Below are 14,119 nucleotides of genomic sequence, written 5' to 3'. Positions count from 1 at the left end.
TTCTGCGCTAGTCGGTGAGTCCGTAGAACTCTTGAGAAGGGACGCGATCGGTAAGAATCTCGAGCGCCCTATCCAAAGTAACACCGTTGTAGAGCGTTTGCTCCACGGCAAAGGTGAGCGGAATGTCTACGCCCAGTGAACGGGCAAGCTCGCTCACGCTGCGGGCCGCGACGGCGCCCTCGACAACCATATGCGTGCGCGTCTGGTACTCGTCGAGCGACACGCCGTGGGCAAACTCGTAGCCAAAGGTGCGGTTGCGCGAATGCTCCGAGGTGCAGGTGGCGATGAGGTCGCCCATGCCGGCAAGTCCCATGCAGGTCATAGCTTGACCGCCGCGGGCGTGTACCAGACGGCTGATCTCGGCCAGACCACGCGTCATGATGAGGGCGAGCGTGTTGTCGCCCGCGCCGGAACCGGCGGAAATGCCACACACGATGGCGATGACGTTTTTCATGGCGCCGCAAACCTCGACGCCGGTCATGTCCTGCGACAGGTAGATGCGGAAGGCCGTGGATAGGAGCAGGTCCTTAAAGGTCTCCCCTACCTGTGGGTCTTCGCTGGCGATGACGGCGGCAGAAAGTCCGCCGCGGCAAATCTCCTCGGCATGGTTGGGGCCCGAGAGGGTCGCCACGCGCGCCTCGTTGCCGATCTCGCTGGCGATGACCTCGCTCATGAGCAGGCCGGACTCGGGCTCAATGCCCTTGGTGAGGCAGAGCACCGGGGTATCGGCGGCGATAAAGGGCGCGGCCTGGTGGCACACGCTGCGAAGGTGCGTCGAAGGAACGGCAAAGATGATGGCCTCGGCGCCGTCGAGCGCCTGCACGAGCTCGGTCGTGGCGACGACGTTGCCGGGCAGCTCGTAGCCCACAAGGTAGCGGGGGTTGCGGTGCTCGCCATTGATGCCGGCGGCCGTCTGCTCGCTATGGGCCCACATGGTCACGCGCTCGGCTCGCGCGGCGGCAAGGCCGGCGACGGCGGTTCCCCAGGAGCCGGAGCCAATCAGCGCAACATTCATGACTCTCTCCTACTTATCGTCGGGCTCGGTGACGCGCTTGGTAAACGAGAGCTTGGACTCCTTACCCGTCATGAGTTTTTTGATGTTCGCACGATGGGCCCACACCACGGTGATGCCGATCAGCGCCATGCAAAACTTAAGTCCCAGGCTGCTGTACGGAAAGACCGCGCAGACGGCAATGGGAAGACCGATGGCCGCGGCGAGCGAGCCCACCGACACGAACTTGGTGATGGCGACGGCCACGATAAACATGCCCAGCAGCGACAGGCCAATAGGCCAGTACCAAGCGAGGATGACGCCCAGACCAACCGCGATACCCTTGCCGCCGTGGAAGTTGAGATAGGGCGAGAAGATATGGCCCCACACGGCTGCCAGGCAGATGACGCCGAGCATCCAGTCGCCGGCGGCGCCGGGGGCCATAATGCTCACGGGGAAGCCATAGCCCAAGTCGGCAATGAGCGGACGCGCGATAAGGACGCAGATGGCGCCCTTAAGGCAGTCGAGCAGCAGCGTGAGCGCGGCCACCTTGGGGCCGGCCACACGCAGGGCGTTGGTGGTGCCGATGTTACCGGAGCCCGCCTTGCGAATGTCGGTGTGGTTGAACACGCGGCCCAGAATCAGGCCAAACGGAATCGCCCCGATAAAGAACGAGACCACGGCGCAGATGGCGGTCAGCAGAATCGGATTATGCATCCTTTTGCTCCTTCTTCCTAAAGAAGAGTCGAATGGGCGTGCCGGCAAAATCGAAGGTCGAGCGCATGCGGTTCTCGATGTAGCGCTGATAGGTGTCGTTGACCAGATCGCTGTGGTTGACGAAGAACGTGAACGTCGGCGGGTTGACGCCCGTCTGGGTCACGTAGTGCATGCGCAGGCGGCGCTTGCCGTCCACCACGGTATGACCGAACTCGCGCAGATCGGTGAGGAACGTGTTGAGGCGCGAGGTGCTGATCTTTTGCGAGCGCGTCTTTTCGGCGGCGTCGACCATCGCCCAGATCTTCTCGACGCTGCGGCCAGTGAGGGCAGAGATGCGCAGGTACTGGGCCCAGGGAGCCATGACGCCCAGACGGCGGTCGATGGTCTCCATGCAGGCCTCGCGCTTACGGTCATCGTCGAGCAGATCCCACTTGTTGAGCAGCACAACGATGGCGCAGCCGCGCTCGATGGCAAGACCCATGACCTTCTGGTCCTGCTCGGTAACGCCCACGGAGGCGTCGACGACGAGCAGCGCCACGTCGGCGCGGTCGATGGCGCGCAGGCCGCGAACCATGGAGTAGTACTCGATGTTCTCGTACACGGTGCTCTTCTTGCGAATGCCCGCGGTGTCGACCATGCGGTAGTGCTTGCCGTTGCGCTCGACGACCGTGTCGATGGCGTCGCGCGTGGTGCCGGCAATGTTGGACACGATGGAGCGGTCGGCGCCCAGGATGCGGTTGAACAGCGAAGACTTACCGGCGTTGGGGCGGCCGATGATGGCGACGTTCAGCGCGTCGGGGAACTCGTCGGCGACTTCGTCCTCTTCCTCGGGAAGCAGGGCCACGATGTCGTCGAGCAGGTCGCCCGTGCCGTGGCCGTGCAGGGCCGAGAGCGGCGTGGGCTCGCCGATGCCGAGCGAATAGAACTCCCAGATGCTGTCGTTCTCGCGATCGGGGTTGTCGAGCTTGTTCACCAGCAGAAAGACCGGCTTGTCGCAGCGCTTGAGCATGCGAGCGACCGACTCGTCCTCCTCGGTAACGCCGGTGCGGCCGTCGACCACAAACAGGATGACGGCGGCTTCCTCGGCGGCGGCGAGGGCCTGGTCGCGAATGGACGTGGCGAAGACGTCATCGCTCTTGAGCGGCTCGATACCGCCCGTGTCGACGATGGTGAACTCGCGGCCGTTCCAATCGGCCGTGTGATACGAGCGGTCGCGCGTGACGCCGCGGGACTCGTGGACGATGGCGTCCGAGGTCTGGGCCAGGCGGTTAACGAGCGTGGACTTGCCCACGTTGGGGCGTCCGACGACGGCGACGATAGGTTTCATCTGCTCTCCTTTAATGGGTAGGGTCAGTGGAAGTGTTAGAGTCTGCGGGCACAATGCCAAGGATGTGTTCCAGGGTATCGAGCAGCTCATGCGGCATGGTCGACACCACATGAACCTCGGCGCCGCGACTGGTAAGGCTTGCGAGTAAATCGTCACGATGATACTCGTCAAGCGTCATGCCGTCAGCGTTGAACATGAGCTTAGGCACAAAGAGCATAACCCCCGACAGGTCTTGGGGCAGCTGCTCCAAGATGTCACACGCGACGATGAGGCCGGTCACGTCCACATTGCCGCCAAAGTAGCGGTTCTTGATGGCTGTGACGGTGCCGGCGAGACCATACGGCGACTCCACAAAGCGCGCCACGGTGTCGCGTGCGCTGGCGCCTGAGAGACATAGAAGCCGCTGGTTGCGGGCGGCGACGGCCTCGCGGACGCGGGCCAGACGCTCGGCGTCGGTAGTCAGCACGTCGTCGGTCTCGTCCAGATACGAGCGGATCATGCCGATGCCGTCGTAGTACTGCGGGTAACCGTCGTAAAAGTCTGCCTCGGGAGGATCGATGCCGGCGTCCAGATAGAACTCGTCGCTCATCTGGAAGGTGTGGCGGCCAAAGCGTTCGTAGGCACGATCCTGGTAGGGACGGATCATGGCAATGGTCTCGCGTGCTAGCTCGGGCTTGTCGCTGTAGGACCAGCTAAAACGGTTCTGATGCTTGGTAAAACCGAGCGGCACAATGCCCAGGCTTGTGATTTGCTCGTGCTCCTCGCAAAAGCGCAGGGTCTTTTCCAGCTCCTCGCCGTCGTTCATGCCGGGGCACAACACGATCTGCGCGTGAATCTCGATGCCGGCGGCCATGATGGCCTCGAGCACATCCATGCCGCGCTGGGCGTTGCGGCCCATCATGCGTCGGCGGACATCGGGGCTCACGGCGTGGACCGACACGTTCATGGGGCTCATGTTGCGTTGGATGACGTTTTGCACGTCCTCGTCGGTAAGGTTCGTGAGCGTGACAAAGTTGCCCTGCAAAAAGCTCAGGCGGTAGTCGTCGTCGCGAATGTAGAGCGTGGAGCGGCCGCCCTTGGGCAGCATCGTCATAAAACAGAACACGCAGGCGTTTACACAGGTGCGCATGCCGTCGAAGATGGGGCCATCGAACTCAAGGCCCCAGTCCTCTCCCGGGAAGCGGTCGAGCTCGACGGGGGTGACGCTGTTGTCGCGCGGGTCGAAAACCTCGAGGTCGACGGTGTCGTCGTCTGCCTCCCAGAGCCACACGATCATGTCGGTGAGCTGCTCGCCGTTGACCGTGAGCACGCGCATGCCCGGCTCGATACCCACATCCCATGCGGGCGATTCGGGACGCACGTTCTTTACGAGCGCGCCCTCACCCGGTTCGGGGTCGCGGCTGCGCCCGTAATCGGCCACCTCGGCGGCGTATGCGGGTACGGTCTGGTCCATGGTTAGCGGTAAAGCTCCTTGATGCGCTCGACGGCGCGCTCGATGTGTTCTTGCGGGGTGGAGGCTCCGGCGGTGATGCCGATGTGGTGAGCGTCGGTAAACCACGCGCCCTGGAGCTCGGAAGCTTCCTCGATGTGATGCGTGTGCTCGCAGGCGTCTGCGCAAATTTGAGCCAGGCGGCGGGTGTTGCCCGAGTTCTTGCCGCCCACGACGACCATGCAGTCGCAGCGGTTGGCAAGTGTGGCTGCTGCCTGTTGACGCTCACTCGTGGCGGCGCAGATGGTGTTGATCACACGCAGCTCCTGCACGCGCGGGGTGATAGCCGCCACGACCTCGGCGAGGTTCTGCGCGGTCTGGGTGGTCTGCACGACGAGGCCTACCTTGCCCTTGAGCGACAAGGCGTTGGCGTCAGCGGCACAGCTCACGACCTGCGCATCGTCGCCTGCGTGGCCTAGAATGCCCTCGACCTCGGGGTGCCCCGGCTCGCCCACGACGATCACACGGTAGCCCTTGCGCACCAGGCGCTCGGCCGCCACATGGACCTTCTTCACGTAGGGGCAGGTGGCATCGACCACGTTGAGGCCGCGCTTGCGGGCAGCATCGATCACCTGCGGCACTACGCCGTGTGCGCGGATGATCACGGTACCCGATGCTGCGTCGTCCAGGGTCTCGGCCAGGCCAACGCCTGCCTCAGCAAGCTCGCGCACCACGATGGGGTTATGGATGAGCGGACCCAAGGTATGGACCTGAGTGCTCTCCCCTGCCTGCGGCGCGGCGGCCAGCGCCATGTCGAGCGCGCGCTGTACGCCGTAGCAAGTGCCGGCGTGGGCTGCAATCTCGATGGTAGTCGCTGTTGCCTGGTCGGACGCGGTCGCGGCAGTGTTCGTAACGTTCTCGCTCATGGCTAGAACCTGCCCGGATGCTCGGCGCACAGCTCGTCTCGCATAGCGTAGACGCGGTTCATGGCCTCGGACTCAAACCATTCCAGGCGCTCCGTGCGCTTAAGCCCAGCCGGTGCGTCGGAAAGCGAGACGGCCTTGCCGGCGCGGATCCAGCACTTCTTGGGACGCATGAGCTTTTTGCCTGCGGGCGTGATGTCGGACCAGCCGCAGATGGCGAGCGGGTTGACGGGCGCCTTGCCCATCTGGGCGATGAGCGCAAAGCCGCCGTGGACCTCGGGCTTGATCTCGCGCGAGCGGATGCGTGTGCCCTCGGGGAAGATCAGGACGTCCTCGCCGCGCTGCAGCGCATGCTGGGCGGCGCGCAGGCACTTCATATCGGCAGTTCCACGCTCGACGGGGATGCCGCCAACGCGGCTAAAGGCCCAGCGCACAATCTTGCTCTTGGCGAACTCGGACTTAAAGATGGGACGAATGCGGCGGCCCCCAAAGAACAGCGCCGTCTCCACGCCCAAGAGCTCGGCCATCGAGGTGTGGTTGCAGATGACCACGCTGCCGCGGCCTTCCTGGCGCTCAAACAGAAGATCGGCGTCCTCGACCTTCCAGCGCCACATGAGCTTGGAGAAGGCCCAAAGGATGGCCATGACTACGACGACGGTGCCGCGGATGAGCGCTGGAAACTCGGCGTAGGGGGCGTTGTAATAGTCCTCGGGCGTCTGCTGAAACAGGCGCATGGGCTACCTCCTTTGGTTGATAAGGTCCTCGATTATCGAGACGACCTCGTCGATGGTGTGGGCGGTGGAGTCGACGTGCACGGCGTCCTCGGCGGGCACGAGCGGGGCGACCTCGCGGCTGCTGTCAAGCTTGTCGCGCTGCTTAAGGGCGTCGAGGGTCTCGTCGACCTCGGCTTCGAGCTGCTCGGACGTGAGCGGCTGAGCATCGTTTTGGTGACGCTGCAGCACGCGGCGGCGGGCGCGCTCGCGCGGGTTGGCGGTCAGGAAGACCTTGACCTGCGCGTTAGGGAACACGACGGTTCCAATGTCGCGACCCTCGGCGACGATATCGCGGTCCTCGGCGGCGCGGCGCTGGTGGATGAGCATGGCGGCGCGCACGCCCGGGTAGGCCGAGACCTTGGACACGTTGGCGTCGACCTGCGGGGTGCGGATGGCGGCCGAAGCGTCCTGGCCGTCAATGGTCAGGCGCGTGTCCTCGCCGGTGCCGTTGGTAAAGCGGATCTCGATCTGCTCGGCGAGGGCGTCGATGGCCGCCTCGTCGTCCAGGTCGATGCCGCGGTCGAGCGCGGCGAAGGTGACGGCGCGGTACATAGCGCCCGTGTCGAGCTTGTTAAAGCCCAGCTGGCGGGCGATCTCCTTGGCGATGGTGGACTTGCCGGATCCGGCGGGGCCGTCGATGGCGACGATCATGCAATGCTTCCTTTCGATGATTGACGTGCTGGTATGGTTCGCGGGCGTTGGGGCGCGGCGGGTTGCCTAGCCCGTGTATCGCTCGCGGTAGGTGTTGCGCTTGGGTGTGGAGCCGTGGCTGCCGTGGTGACGCGTGCGGCTGGCGGGCGTGTCTTGGGGCTTGTCGCCGTTGCGCTTTGCGCTCGCCTGTTTGGGCGGGATGCCACCGCTTTTGAGGATCTGCACCTCGCGGTCGGTGAGCTCGCGCCACGAGCCCTTGGCCACGTCCTTGAGCTCCAGGCCGGCAAAGTTGCAGCGGTGCAGACGGATCACCGGATGATGAATCTTGCTCAGCATGCGCTTGACCTGATTCTTGCGTCCCTCGCGGATGATGACCTCGACGGCAGTGGTGCCGGGCTTGACGCCTTGCGGCGCCACTGCCTCGGCCTCGCGCGCGTTAATGACACGGCAGATTGCCGGCTGGCACAGGCCGTCGTCGAGCTCGATGCCACGGCGGAGCGGTTCTAGATCGCGGTCGGTCAGTCGCCCGTCCACGAGCGCCTGGTAGGTCTTGTAGACGTGTTTGCTGGGGTGCAGCAGGTCCTGCGATAGGTCGCCGTCGGTGGTAAAGAGCAAAAGGCCCGTGGTGTCGCGGTCCAGGCGACCCACCGGGAAAAGTCCCGGAAAGCGGTCGCGGGGGACCAGGTCGGCCACACAAGGGCGCTCCTGCGGGTCGCTCATGGTGGTGAGGTAGCCGGTCGGCTTGTAGAGCATCAAGTACACGGCGCCCTGGTTGAGCTTGACGACCATGCCGTCGACCTCGATGTGGTCGCGGTCGACGTCGACCTTGGTGCCCAGCTCGGTCGCGACCTGGCCGTTGACGGTCACGCGACCGGCGGTCATCAGGTCCTCCGAGCCGCGGCGGCTCGCCACGCCCGCGCGCGCCAAAAAGCGCTGCAGGCGCATGGTGTGCGGGTAGACGGACACCGCGTCGCCTACGGGCGCTGCGGTGTCCGTGGCGCTTGCGACGCGCGTCTCCCCTGCTTCGTTAGTCCTCGTCATGTATATCCTCCGAGGTAGCACCTGTGAGCAGAAGCTCCTCTTCATCGGTGTCCTCAACATCGGTATCGAGCAGTTCGCGCTCTTCGTCCAGGTCTTCGGCCTGCTCCTCGAGCGTGGACTGAATACTGCGGCCGCTCAGGCGCTCGCGGATAAACTGACGCGACTGCTCGTCGGGGGCAAACTGCTCCAGATCGGGCAGATCACGGGTGGAGCGCAGGCCGAATTTTTCCAAGAAGGCGTTGGTCGTGCCGTAGATGATGGCTTGACCGCGCTGGGGGTCGCGGCCGAGCTCACGCACCAGGCCCTTGTCGACGAGTGACGCAATGACGCCGTCGGAATTGACGCCACGGATGCCCTTGACCACCTCGCGCGTCACAGGCTGGTGGTATGCGATGACGGCCAGGGTTTCGAGCGCCGCTTGCGACAGCTTTTGCGTGTCCCAGCTCAGCACGTAGGCCTCGACCACGTCGTGGTAGGCGGGGTGAGTAAACAGGCGCCAGCCGCCGGCGACCTCGCGCAGCTGAAAGCCGCGGTTGGCCTCCTCATACTCAACCTTGAGCTCGGCGAGCAGCGACGCGCATTCGCCCGGGGCGATATCCAACGCACCTGCCAGCGCGGGTGCGCTCACGGGGTCGCTCGACACCAGCAGCAGCGCCTCGAGGGCGCCTTTGAGGCTGTTTGCCTCCAGCGTGGAAAGGGTTGACATGGTTGCGGCTCCTATTCGGTGAGCTCGGGGCCCTCGCCGGGCACATAGGCCTCGGCGCCCTCGACGCGGTTGATGCGGATGGTTCCAAAGATCTCGTCCTGGCTCAGCGTGAGCGAGCCGCGCTTGGCGAGCTCAAGCATAGCTAGGAAGGTGACGACGAGCTGCTCGGTGGTGGCATCGCCGTCCAGTAGCTCGCGGAAGGTGCAGGTTTGGTGCGTCATGGTAAAGCGGTCGACTGAGGCCACGGTCAAGTCGAGCGGTACGCGATGCGGCGCCACGTGCTCGGCCTCGAGCAGGAAGGTCTGTCGCTTGCCATCCAGGTCGGCACAGATGACGGCGAGACCGCGCAGCGTGATGCCGGCAAGATAGTCGGGCATAAGGCCTAGGAACTCGGGGTCGGGGCCGGCCACGCGCGGATGCATGCGGCTTTCGGCCTGCATGCGCGCACCGAGGGCCGCAGCCGCGCCTTTAAACTGCTTGTAGGCAATCAGGCGCTGGATCAGGACCTCACGCAGCGCGTCGCCGTCAAGCGTGCTGAGCTCCTCAAGGTCTTCGTCGAACTCGTCATCGTCGTCATCGACTTTGCGCGGGGCCTCCTGCGGCACCAGAGAGGCGGCCTTGATATCCAAAAGGGTTGCCGCGACCAGCAAAAAGTCGCTCGCCACGTCCAGGTCCAGCGCCTCGATGCGCTCGGCCTCGGCCAGGTATTGCTCGGCCACCTCGCTGATCGAGATGGCGCCGATATCAACTTTTTGGCGGGTTACCAGCTGCAGCAGCAGGTCGAACGGTCCGCTGTAGACCTGCGTCGACACGCGATACGACATCTTCGACCTCCTTTGACGGCGCCTTCGCGGCGCGGTTTGAGTGCATGTTACGACCGTTTTGCACGGTCGACCTGTAAGTTTACCTTAGATGCCGGCGATTGCGAAGTTGAGCAGCTGCTCAGCGAGCGGATACACGGTAACGTCGAAATAGCGGTCGATTACATCGATGCCGGTCCACATGGGCAGCAGGTACAGCACCAGGATGAGGATGGGCATAGCGTATTGCTGCAGACGGTAATAGTTGTTGAGCGCCTTGCCCTTGAGGAAGGGCACGATGATCGATGAGCCATCGAGCGGCGGGATCGGGATGAGGTTGAAGAACGCGAGCGACAGGTTGACCACGATAAAGGTGGCTCCGAAGTTCATGATCTGTGACGCCAGGGCAAAGGACATGCTGGTGTAGAGGCTGCCATAGGCTAGGCGCATGAGGACCGCGGCAAGACAGGCGAGCGCGATGTTCGATGCGGGGCCGGCAACGCTCACCAGGACCTCGTCGCGCTTGGGGTGCTTGAGGTTGTTGAGGTAGACAGGCACCGGCTTGGCAAAGGCGAACACCGGGCCTCCGGCGGCGAGCATCAGCAGCGGCAGGAGAATGGTACCGAATGGGTCGATATGGTTGAGCGGGTTGAGCGAGACACGACCGCGCGAACGGGCCGTCTTATCGCCGAGTGCCCAGGCCGCGGCGGCGTGCGCGCTCTCGTGGATGACGATGCCCACAATGACGGCGACGGCGCTGGCGAGCAGGTTCATGATGTAGCTGCTGGACATGGCGCTCCCCTAGCGGACGTGGCGCGAAGCGCGCGTGAGCAGGTGGTCAATTACAAACAGAATGACGGCGACGATAGCATAATCCAGGCGGAACACACCGCCAAAGGGCGACGTGATGACGCCGTAGCCGGCGATGGCGTTCGGCAGCGCGCGCGAAAGCTCAACGATAAAGCCCACGATCTGCAGCTTGGCGGTGAGGCCGCTAAAGCACAACAGCACGGTCATCGCACTCATAAAAATGCCGCAGATGCGACAGGCGATGGCGATGATGCTCATCGCCACGGCAGCGGCCTTACGAGAGTTCACGTGCGGTCTCCTCTTCGATCTGGGTGGAAAGCTCCAGCCATTCGTCCTCGAGCTTGGGCAGCTCTTGCTTAAGGCCGTTATATTCCCCCAGCGCGGCGTTGAACTTGTCCTGATCGGCATAAAGCTCTTCGCTTGCCATCAATTCCATAAGCTCGTCATAGCGGGCTCGCTTTTTATCGAGCTCCGTCTCGATCTTCTTGAGCTGGTTGCGCACGCCCTTGAGCTTTTTGTTGAGCGCGGCACGGGCCTGAGCCTCGGCACGCTTTTGCTCCTTGGTCTTTTTGCCCTCGGCGGGCTTGGGTGCTACGACGGGGGTGTTGGCCTGGGCGGCGCAGGCGGGCTTGCCCGCCGCTGGCGCACTCTCCCCTGCCGCCTCGGCGGCGGCGCGGGCCGCGAGGTCCTCGCGCTTGTAGAGGTAGTAGTCGTAGTCGCCGTCGTAGACCGTGACGTTACCATCGCGGATGTCGATTACGCGATTGGCCACGGCACGTACCAGGTGCTCGTCGTGGCTGATCAGCACGATGGTGCCGGGGAAGCTTTGCAGGGCATTCTCGAGCATGTCCACCGAGTCGATGTCTAGGTGGTTGGTGGGCTCGTCCAGGCACAGGAGTGCCTCGGGGGCCACGAGCATCTTTGCCAGGGCCAGACGCGCCTTTTCGCCACCGGAGAGGACGCGAACCTGCTTCTCGATGGAATCGTTGTCGCTAAACAGGAAGGCGCCCAGCAGGCTGCGCTGCTGCGGCACGGTCCACTTGGGCATAACGGTGTCGATCTCTTGCAGGACGGTATTGGACTCGGTCATGCCCTCGAGCGCGTGCTGGGCGTAATAGGCCACGCCCACGTTGGTTCCCAGGTCCCGGGTTCCGGTGGTGGGCGGCTCCAGTCCGGCGATAATCTTCATGAGCGTGGACTTGCCGGCGCCGTTGGGGCCGACGAGTGCCACGTGCTCGCCGCGGTAGAGCTTGAGGTCGATGTCGCTGTAGATGTGCTTTTCGCCGTAGGACTTGGAGACGCCCTCGAGCCCCACGACCATGTCGCCGGAGCGCGGCGGGTCAGGGAACTTAAAGTCGATGTGCTTGTGGCCCTCGGGCAGGATGACGAGCTCCTTTTTGATCTGCTCGATCTTGCGGATGCGCTCCTGCGCCTGGGCGGCCTTGGTGGGCTTATAGCGGAACTTGTCGACGAAGACCTGCATGTGGGCGATGTCGCGCTCCTGGGCGGCGCGCTTGGCGCGCATCTGCTCCAGGTTGTCCTCGCGTTGTTTGAGGTAGCTGCTGTAGTTGCCGGTGTAGGTGGTCACGCGACGGTTTTCGAGCGCGGCGACGTGGTCGACGCAGGCGTCCATGAAGGCGCGGTCGTGGCTGACGATGAGCACGGCGCCGTCGTAGTTGGCGATAAAGCCGCGCAACCACTGGACGCTTTCGAGATCCAGGTGGTTGGTGGGCTCGTCCAGAAGCAGCAGGTCGGGGTGGCGCAGGAAGAGCTTGGCGAGCGCGATGCGCATCTGCCAGCCGCCCGAGAACTCGGAGCACGGGCGCTCAAAGTCGGTGACCTTAAATCCCAGGCCGGACAGGATCTTGCGGGCGTTGCTCTCGAGCTCGTAGCCGCCCAGGTGTTCAAAGCGGTCCTGGACCATGCCGTACTCGTTGAGGAGTGCGTCGACGTCTTTGCCCTGTTCGGAGAGCTCGGTGATCTGAGCCTGCAGCTCGTTGGCGCGCTCTCCCATGCGGCGGATTTCCTTGGCGGCGGCCATGACCTCGGCGAGAATGGTGGTGTCCTTTTGCTCCAGGTTGGTTTCCTGCTCTAGGTAGCCCACCTGGCAGTCCTTGGCGTACTGGACCTGGCCGGCGTCTGGGCTGTCGATGCCCATGATGATTTTGAGCATGGTTGTTTTGCCGGCGCCGTTAGGGCCCACGAGCGCGAAGCGCTCGCCGGGGTTGATCTGGAAGGACGCGCCGCTAAAGAGGACGCGCGCGCCGAAGCTTTTTTCGATCTTGTCGACCAGGAGGATCATGCTGCCGCCTTTGACCTTGTGTTCCTATATGAAAAAAGGCCCCAACTTGCGTTGGAGCCTCATTCAATGCTCGGGTGGAGACGAGGGGGATCGAACCCCTGACCTCTTGACTGCCAGTCAAGCGCTCTCCCAGCTGAGCTACGCCCCCGTGCGAAGAAGTACTATACGGGAACTCGGACGGCGATGCAAGGACAATTTTGGAAAAACTTTCCGGGGGGGGCGGGCGCCGGAGTCCCGCGGGGCCGGGCCAGCCTGCGGAGCGCCTGGCCCCCGCACGGCCCCTACGCCGGCCGACTTGGCGCGCGGAACGCGACCCTCTCCGCGCAACCGGATTTCCTATGCGTCGCCAGTCCCATTATCGGGTCCGATTGCGAGCCGTCCCTCATCTGCGCCTCAGAACTATGCCGGTTTACTACGATGTATCTTGAATGTTCGACCACGCACGCCTTTTCGTGTAACCGTCGGACTCTCTACCTGCGGTTTTGCAAACTGAGAACACGCGGTGGTTGAAGGTCGCCAATCCGTCGTAGTAAACCAGCATGGTTTTGAAATGGCATCAGGTTGATTTCACGCTGAAATGTCTTGAAGCCCTGATTTTAAGGCCTTAACTTTTTATAAAACACTTCTTATCTGCGACGGGCCTAGATTAGCTGTTGTTTAGCATCGAACTTGATCTTGCGTTGTGCGACTTGCTCGTGCATGGTAGTATTTCACGACGTGAAGCGAAGAAATTAGGCCTGAGTTGCCTTTGCTAGAATTGCATTCACCGTTCATAAGGGCTCTTGGCGCAACGGTTAGCGCAGGGGACTCATAATCCCTGGGTTCTGGGTTCGAATCCCGGAGGGCCCACCAGAGTATTTCGAGGCCGGGCATTACGCCCGGCCTCTTTGTTATTGGCGCTGCAGACTAGGTTTGCTATCCAGAAACGTAAAGTTATTAACATTCATATTCGTAATTAACAATGGGTATGTCGCCAAGATGCTGCCCAGTCAACACATGGTGTAAATCGATAGATATGAAAAAAGGCCCCAACTTGCGTTGGAGCCTCATTCAATGCTCGGGTGGAGACGAGGGGGATCGAACCCCTGACCTCTTGACTGCCAGTCAAGCGCTCTCCCAGCTGAGCTACGCCCCCGTGCGAGAAAGTACTATACGGGAACTCCCCCGCCGATGCAAGGACAATTTTGGAAAAGATTTTACGGTGCGTGGAAAGGGTTGATTTTCAATCTCAACGCAACAGCCTCAGGACTCAGCGCAACGCGTTGCGCTGAGTCCTGAGGCGCGAATCCGGGTAGGCAACCCCAGAGGGGCCGGAATCCCCCGGCCCGCGATGGAGGGAGGCCGGCATGTCCAGACCCAAGCCGTCCGGAAGGTCGTACGGGAGGCTCACGAGGCACGAGAGGAACACGGTCGAGAGGATGCTCGACCGCAACCGCAGCGCCCGCGAGATCGCCGCGGAGCTCGGCAGGTCGCCCTCGACCGTGACCAGGGAGGTGGCGGCGCACCGCTACGTCACCGCGCCGCGCTCGCGCTACGGCGAGCCCGCGCCCGCGGACCTGTCGGGGGCCTGCCCCAGGCTCTCCGCGTGGCCGAGGTGCTGCAACGGCTGCTCGCACAGGAGGGGCTACGGCTGCTCGAGGAGGCCCAGG

14 protein-coding genes and 3 tRNA genes are annotated in these 14,119 nt (G+C 63.2%); 2 read left to right on the top strand and 15 right to left on the bottom strand.

Going from position 1 to position 14,119, the window contains the following annotated elements; translation table 11 throughout:
- Positions 1 to 7: 7 nt before the first annotated feature.
- From HMPREF9463_RS08150 to HMPREF9463_RS08085, 14 genes are all read right to left on the bottom strand, one after another.
- Positions 8 to 1,015: an NAD(P)H-dependent glycerol-3-phosphate dehydrogenase gene (locus HMPREF9463_RS08150; protein WP_035138461.1), complete on the bottom strand. Its 1,008-nt coding sequence runs from the start codon at positions 1,013 to 1,015 to the stop codon at positions 8 to 10.
- A gap of 9 nt (positions 1,016 to 1,024) precedes the next feature.
- Entirely contained in the window at positions 1,025 to 1,708 is a 684-nt protein-coding gene (gene plsY, locus HMPREF9463_RS08145; RefSeq protein WP_052044181.1) for a glycerol-3-phosphate 1-O-acyltransferase PlsY, read from the bottom strand.
- Positions 1,701 to 3,035: a ribosome biogenesis GTPase Der gene (gene der / locus HMPREF9463_RS08140; protein WP_035138458.1), complete on the bottom strand. Its 1,335-nt coding sequence runs from the start codon at positions 3,033 to 3,035 to the stop codon at positions 1,701 to 1,703. Before der ends, plsY begins: the two co-directional genes overlap by 8 nt.
- 10 nt (positions 3,036 to 3,045) lie before the next feature.
- Entirely contained in the window at positions 3,046 to 4,488 is a 1,443-nt protein-coding gene (locus tag HMPREF9463_RS08135; protein ID WP_035138457.1) for a DUF512 domain-containing protein, read from the bottom strand.
- A 2-nt stretch (positions 4,489 to 4,490) separates the two neighbouring features.
- Positions 4,491 to 5,390 (bottom strand): 4-hydroxy-3-methylbut-2-enyl diphosphate reductase, encoded by a 900-nt coding sequence (locus HMPREF9463_RS08130; RefSeq protein ID WP_052044180.1) that lies wholly within the window; start codon positions 5,388 to 5,390, stop codon positions 4,491 to 4,493.
- 2 nt (positions 5,391 to 5,392) lie between these two features.
- Positions 5,393 to 6,121, bottom strand: coding sequence for a lysophospholipid acyltransferase family protein (locus HMPREF9463_RS08125; RefSeq protein ID WP_035138454.1), 729 nt, complete (start codon positions 6,119 to 6,121; stop codon positions 5,393 to 5,395).
- A gap of 3 nt (positions 6,122 to 6,124) precedes the next feature.
- A complete protein-coding gene (gene cmk, locus HMPREF9463_RS08120) occupies positions 6,125 to 6,811 on the bottom strand; it encodes a (d)CMP kinase (RefSeq protein WP_035138453.1) in 687 nt (228 codons plus the stop codon).
- 66 nt (positions 6,812 to 6,877) lie between these two features.
- The gene (locus HMPREF9463_RS08115; RefSeq protein ID WP_052044179.1) at positions 6,878 to 7,852 is read right to left on the bottom strand and encodes a pseudouridine synthase; all 975 of its coding nucleotides are present in this window, start codon (positions 7,850 to 7,852) and stop codon (positions 6,878 to 6,880) included.
- A complete protein-coding gene (scpB, locus tag HMPREF9463_RS08110) occupies positions 7,839 to 8,558 on the bottom strand; it encodes an SMC-Scp complex subunit ScpB (protein ID WP_035138451.1) in 720 nt (239 codons plus the stop codon). The genes HMPREF9463_RS08115 and scpB overlap by 14 nt, the downstream gene beginning before the upstream one ends.
- Before the next feature lie 11 nt (positions 8,559 to 8,569).
- A complete protein-coding gene (locus HMPREF9463_RS08105) occupies positions 8,570 to 9,382 on the bottom strand; it encodes a segregation and condensation protein A (protein WP_035138450.1) in 813 nt (270 codons plus the stop codon).
- 84 nt (positions 9,383 to 9,466) lie between these two features.
- Entirely contained in the window at positions 9,467 to 10,150 is a 684-nt protein-coding gene (locus HMPREF9463_RS08100) for a site-2 protease family protein (protein WP_035138448.1), read from the bottom strand.
- A 9-nt stretch (positions 10,151 to 10,159) separates the two neighbouring features.
- A complete protein-coding gene (locus HMPREF9463_RS08095; RefSeq protein WP_035138446.1) occupies positions 10,160 to 10,456 on the bottom strand; it encodes a hypothetical protein in 297 nt (98 codons plus the stop codon).
- Positions 10,443 to 12,470, bottom strand: coding sequence for an ABC-F family ATP-binding cassette domain-containing protein (locus HMPREF9463_RS08090; RefSeq protein ID WP_035138445.1), 2,028 nt, complete (start codon positions 12,468 to 12,470; stop codon positions 10,443 to 10,445). Before HMPREF9463_RS08090 ends, HMPREF9463_RS08095 begins: the two co-directional genes overlap by 14 nt.
- A 75-nt stretch (positions 12,471 to 12,545) precedes the next feature.
- Positions 12,546 to 12,618: transfer RNA gene (locus HMPREF9463_RS08085), tRNA-Ala, on the bottom strand.
- 628 nt (positions 12,619 to 13,246) lie between these two features.
- On the opposite strand from HMPREF9463_RS08085, the gene HMPREF9463_RS08080 reads away from it, so the two are divergent.
- Positions 13,247 to 13,322, top strand: a tRNA-Ile gene (locus HMPREF9463_RS08080).
- A 210-nt stretch (positions 13,323 to 13,532) separates the two neighbouring features.
- Here HMPREF9463_RS08080 and HMPREF9463_RS08075 read toward each other — a convergent pair.
- Positions 13,533 to 13,605: transfer RNA gene (locus tag HMPREF9463_RS08075), tRNA-Ala, on the bottom strand.
- Positions 13,606 to 13,816: 211 nt separating this feature from the next.
- On the opposite strand from HMPREF9463_RS08075, the gene HMPREF9463_RS08070 reads away from it, so the two are divergent.
- Positions 13,817 to 14,119, top strand: a 303-nt coding sequence (locus HMPREF9463_RS08070) for a helix-turn-helix domain-containing protein (protein ID WP_035138444.1), incomplete at its 3' end; no start/stop codon positions are given.

It is taken from the genome of Collinsella sp. 4_8_47FAA (assembly GCF_000763055.1).
Taxonomy (GTDB): domain Bacteria; phylum Actinomycetota; class Coriobacteriia; order Coriobacteriales; family Coriobacteriaceae; genus Collinsella.
This window is presented reverse-complemented; position numbering and strand designations above follow the sequence as displayed.

Excerpts from the sequence above, each read along its gene's own strand:
- HMPREF9463_RS08100 (WP_035138448.1), bottom strand. The coding sequence starts at position 10,150 with ATGTCCAGCAGCTACATCATGAACCTGCTCGCCAGCGCCGTCGCCGTC.
- HMPREF9463_RS08130 (WP_052044180.1), bottom strand. The coding sequence starts at position 5,390 with ATGAGCGAGAACGTTACGAACACTGCCGCGACCGCGTCCGACCAGGCA.
- cmk (WP_035138453.1), bottom strand. The coding sequence starts at position 6,811 with ATGATCGTCGCCATCGACGGCCCCGCCGGATCCGGCAAGTCCACCATC.
- der (WP_035138458.1), bottom strand. The coding sequence starts at position 3,035 with ATGAAACCTATCGTCGCCGTCGTCGGACGCCCCAACGTGGGCAAGTCC.
- HMPREF9463_RS08135 (WP_035138457.1), bottom strand. The coding sequence starts at position 4,488 with ATGGACCAGACCGTACCCGCATACGCCGCCGAGGTGGCCGATTACGGG.
- scpB (WP_035138451.1), bottom strand. The coding sequence starts at position 8,558 with ATGTCAACCCTTTCCACGCTGGAGGCAAACAGCCTCAAAGGCGCCCTC.
- HMPREF9463_RS08105 (WP_035138450.1), bottom strand. The coding sequence starts at position 9,382 with ATGTCGTATCGCGTGTCGACGCAGGTCTACAGCGGACCGTTCGACCTG.
- plsY (WP_052044181.1), bottom strand. The coding sequence starts at position 1,708 with ATGCATAATCCGATTCTGCTGACCGCCATCTGCGCCGTGGTCTCGTTC.
- HMPREF9463_RS08150 (WP_035138461.1), bottom strand. The coding sequence starts at position 1,015 with ATGAATGTTGCGCTGATTGGCTCCGGCTCCTGGGGAACCGCCGTCGCC.
- HMPREF9463_RS08125 (WP_035138454.1), bottom strand. The coding sequence starts at position 6,121 with ATGCGCCTGTTTCAGCAGACGCCCGAGGACTATTACAACGCCCCCTAC.
- HMPREF9463_RS08115 (WP_052044179.1), bottom strand. The coding sequence starts at position 7,852 with ATGACGAGGACTAACGAAGCAGGGGAGACGCGCGTCGCAAGCGCCACG.
- HMPREF9463_RS08090 (WP_035138445.1), bottom strand. The coding sequence starts at position 12,470 with ATGATCCTCCTGGTCGACAAGATCGAAAAAAGCTTCGGCGCGCGCGTC.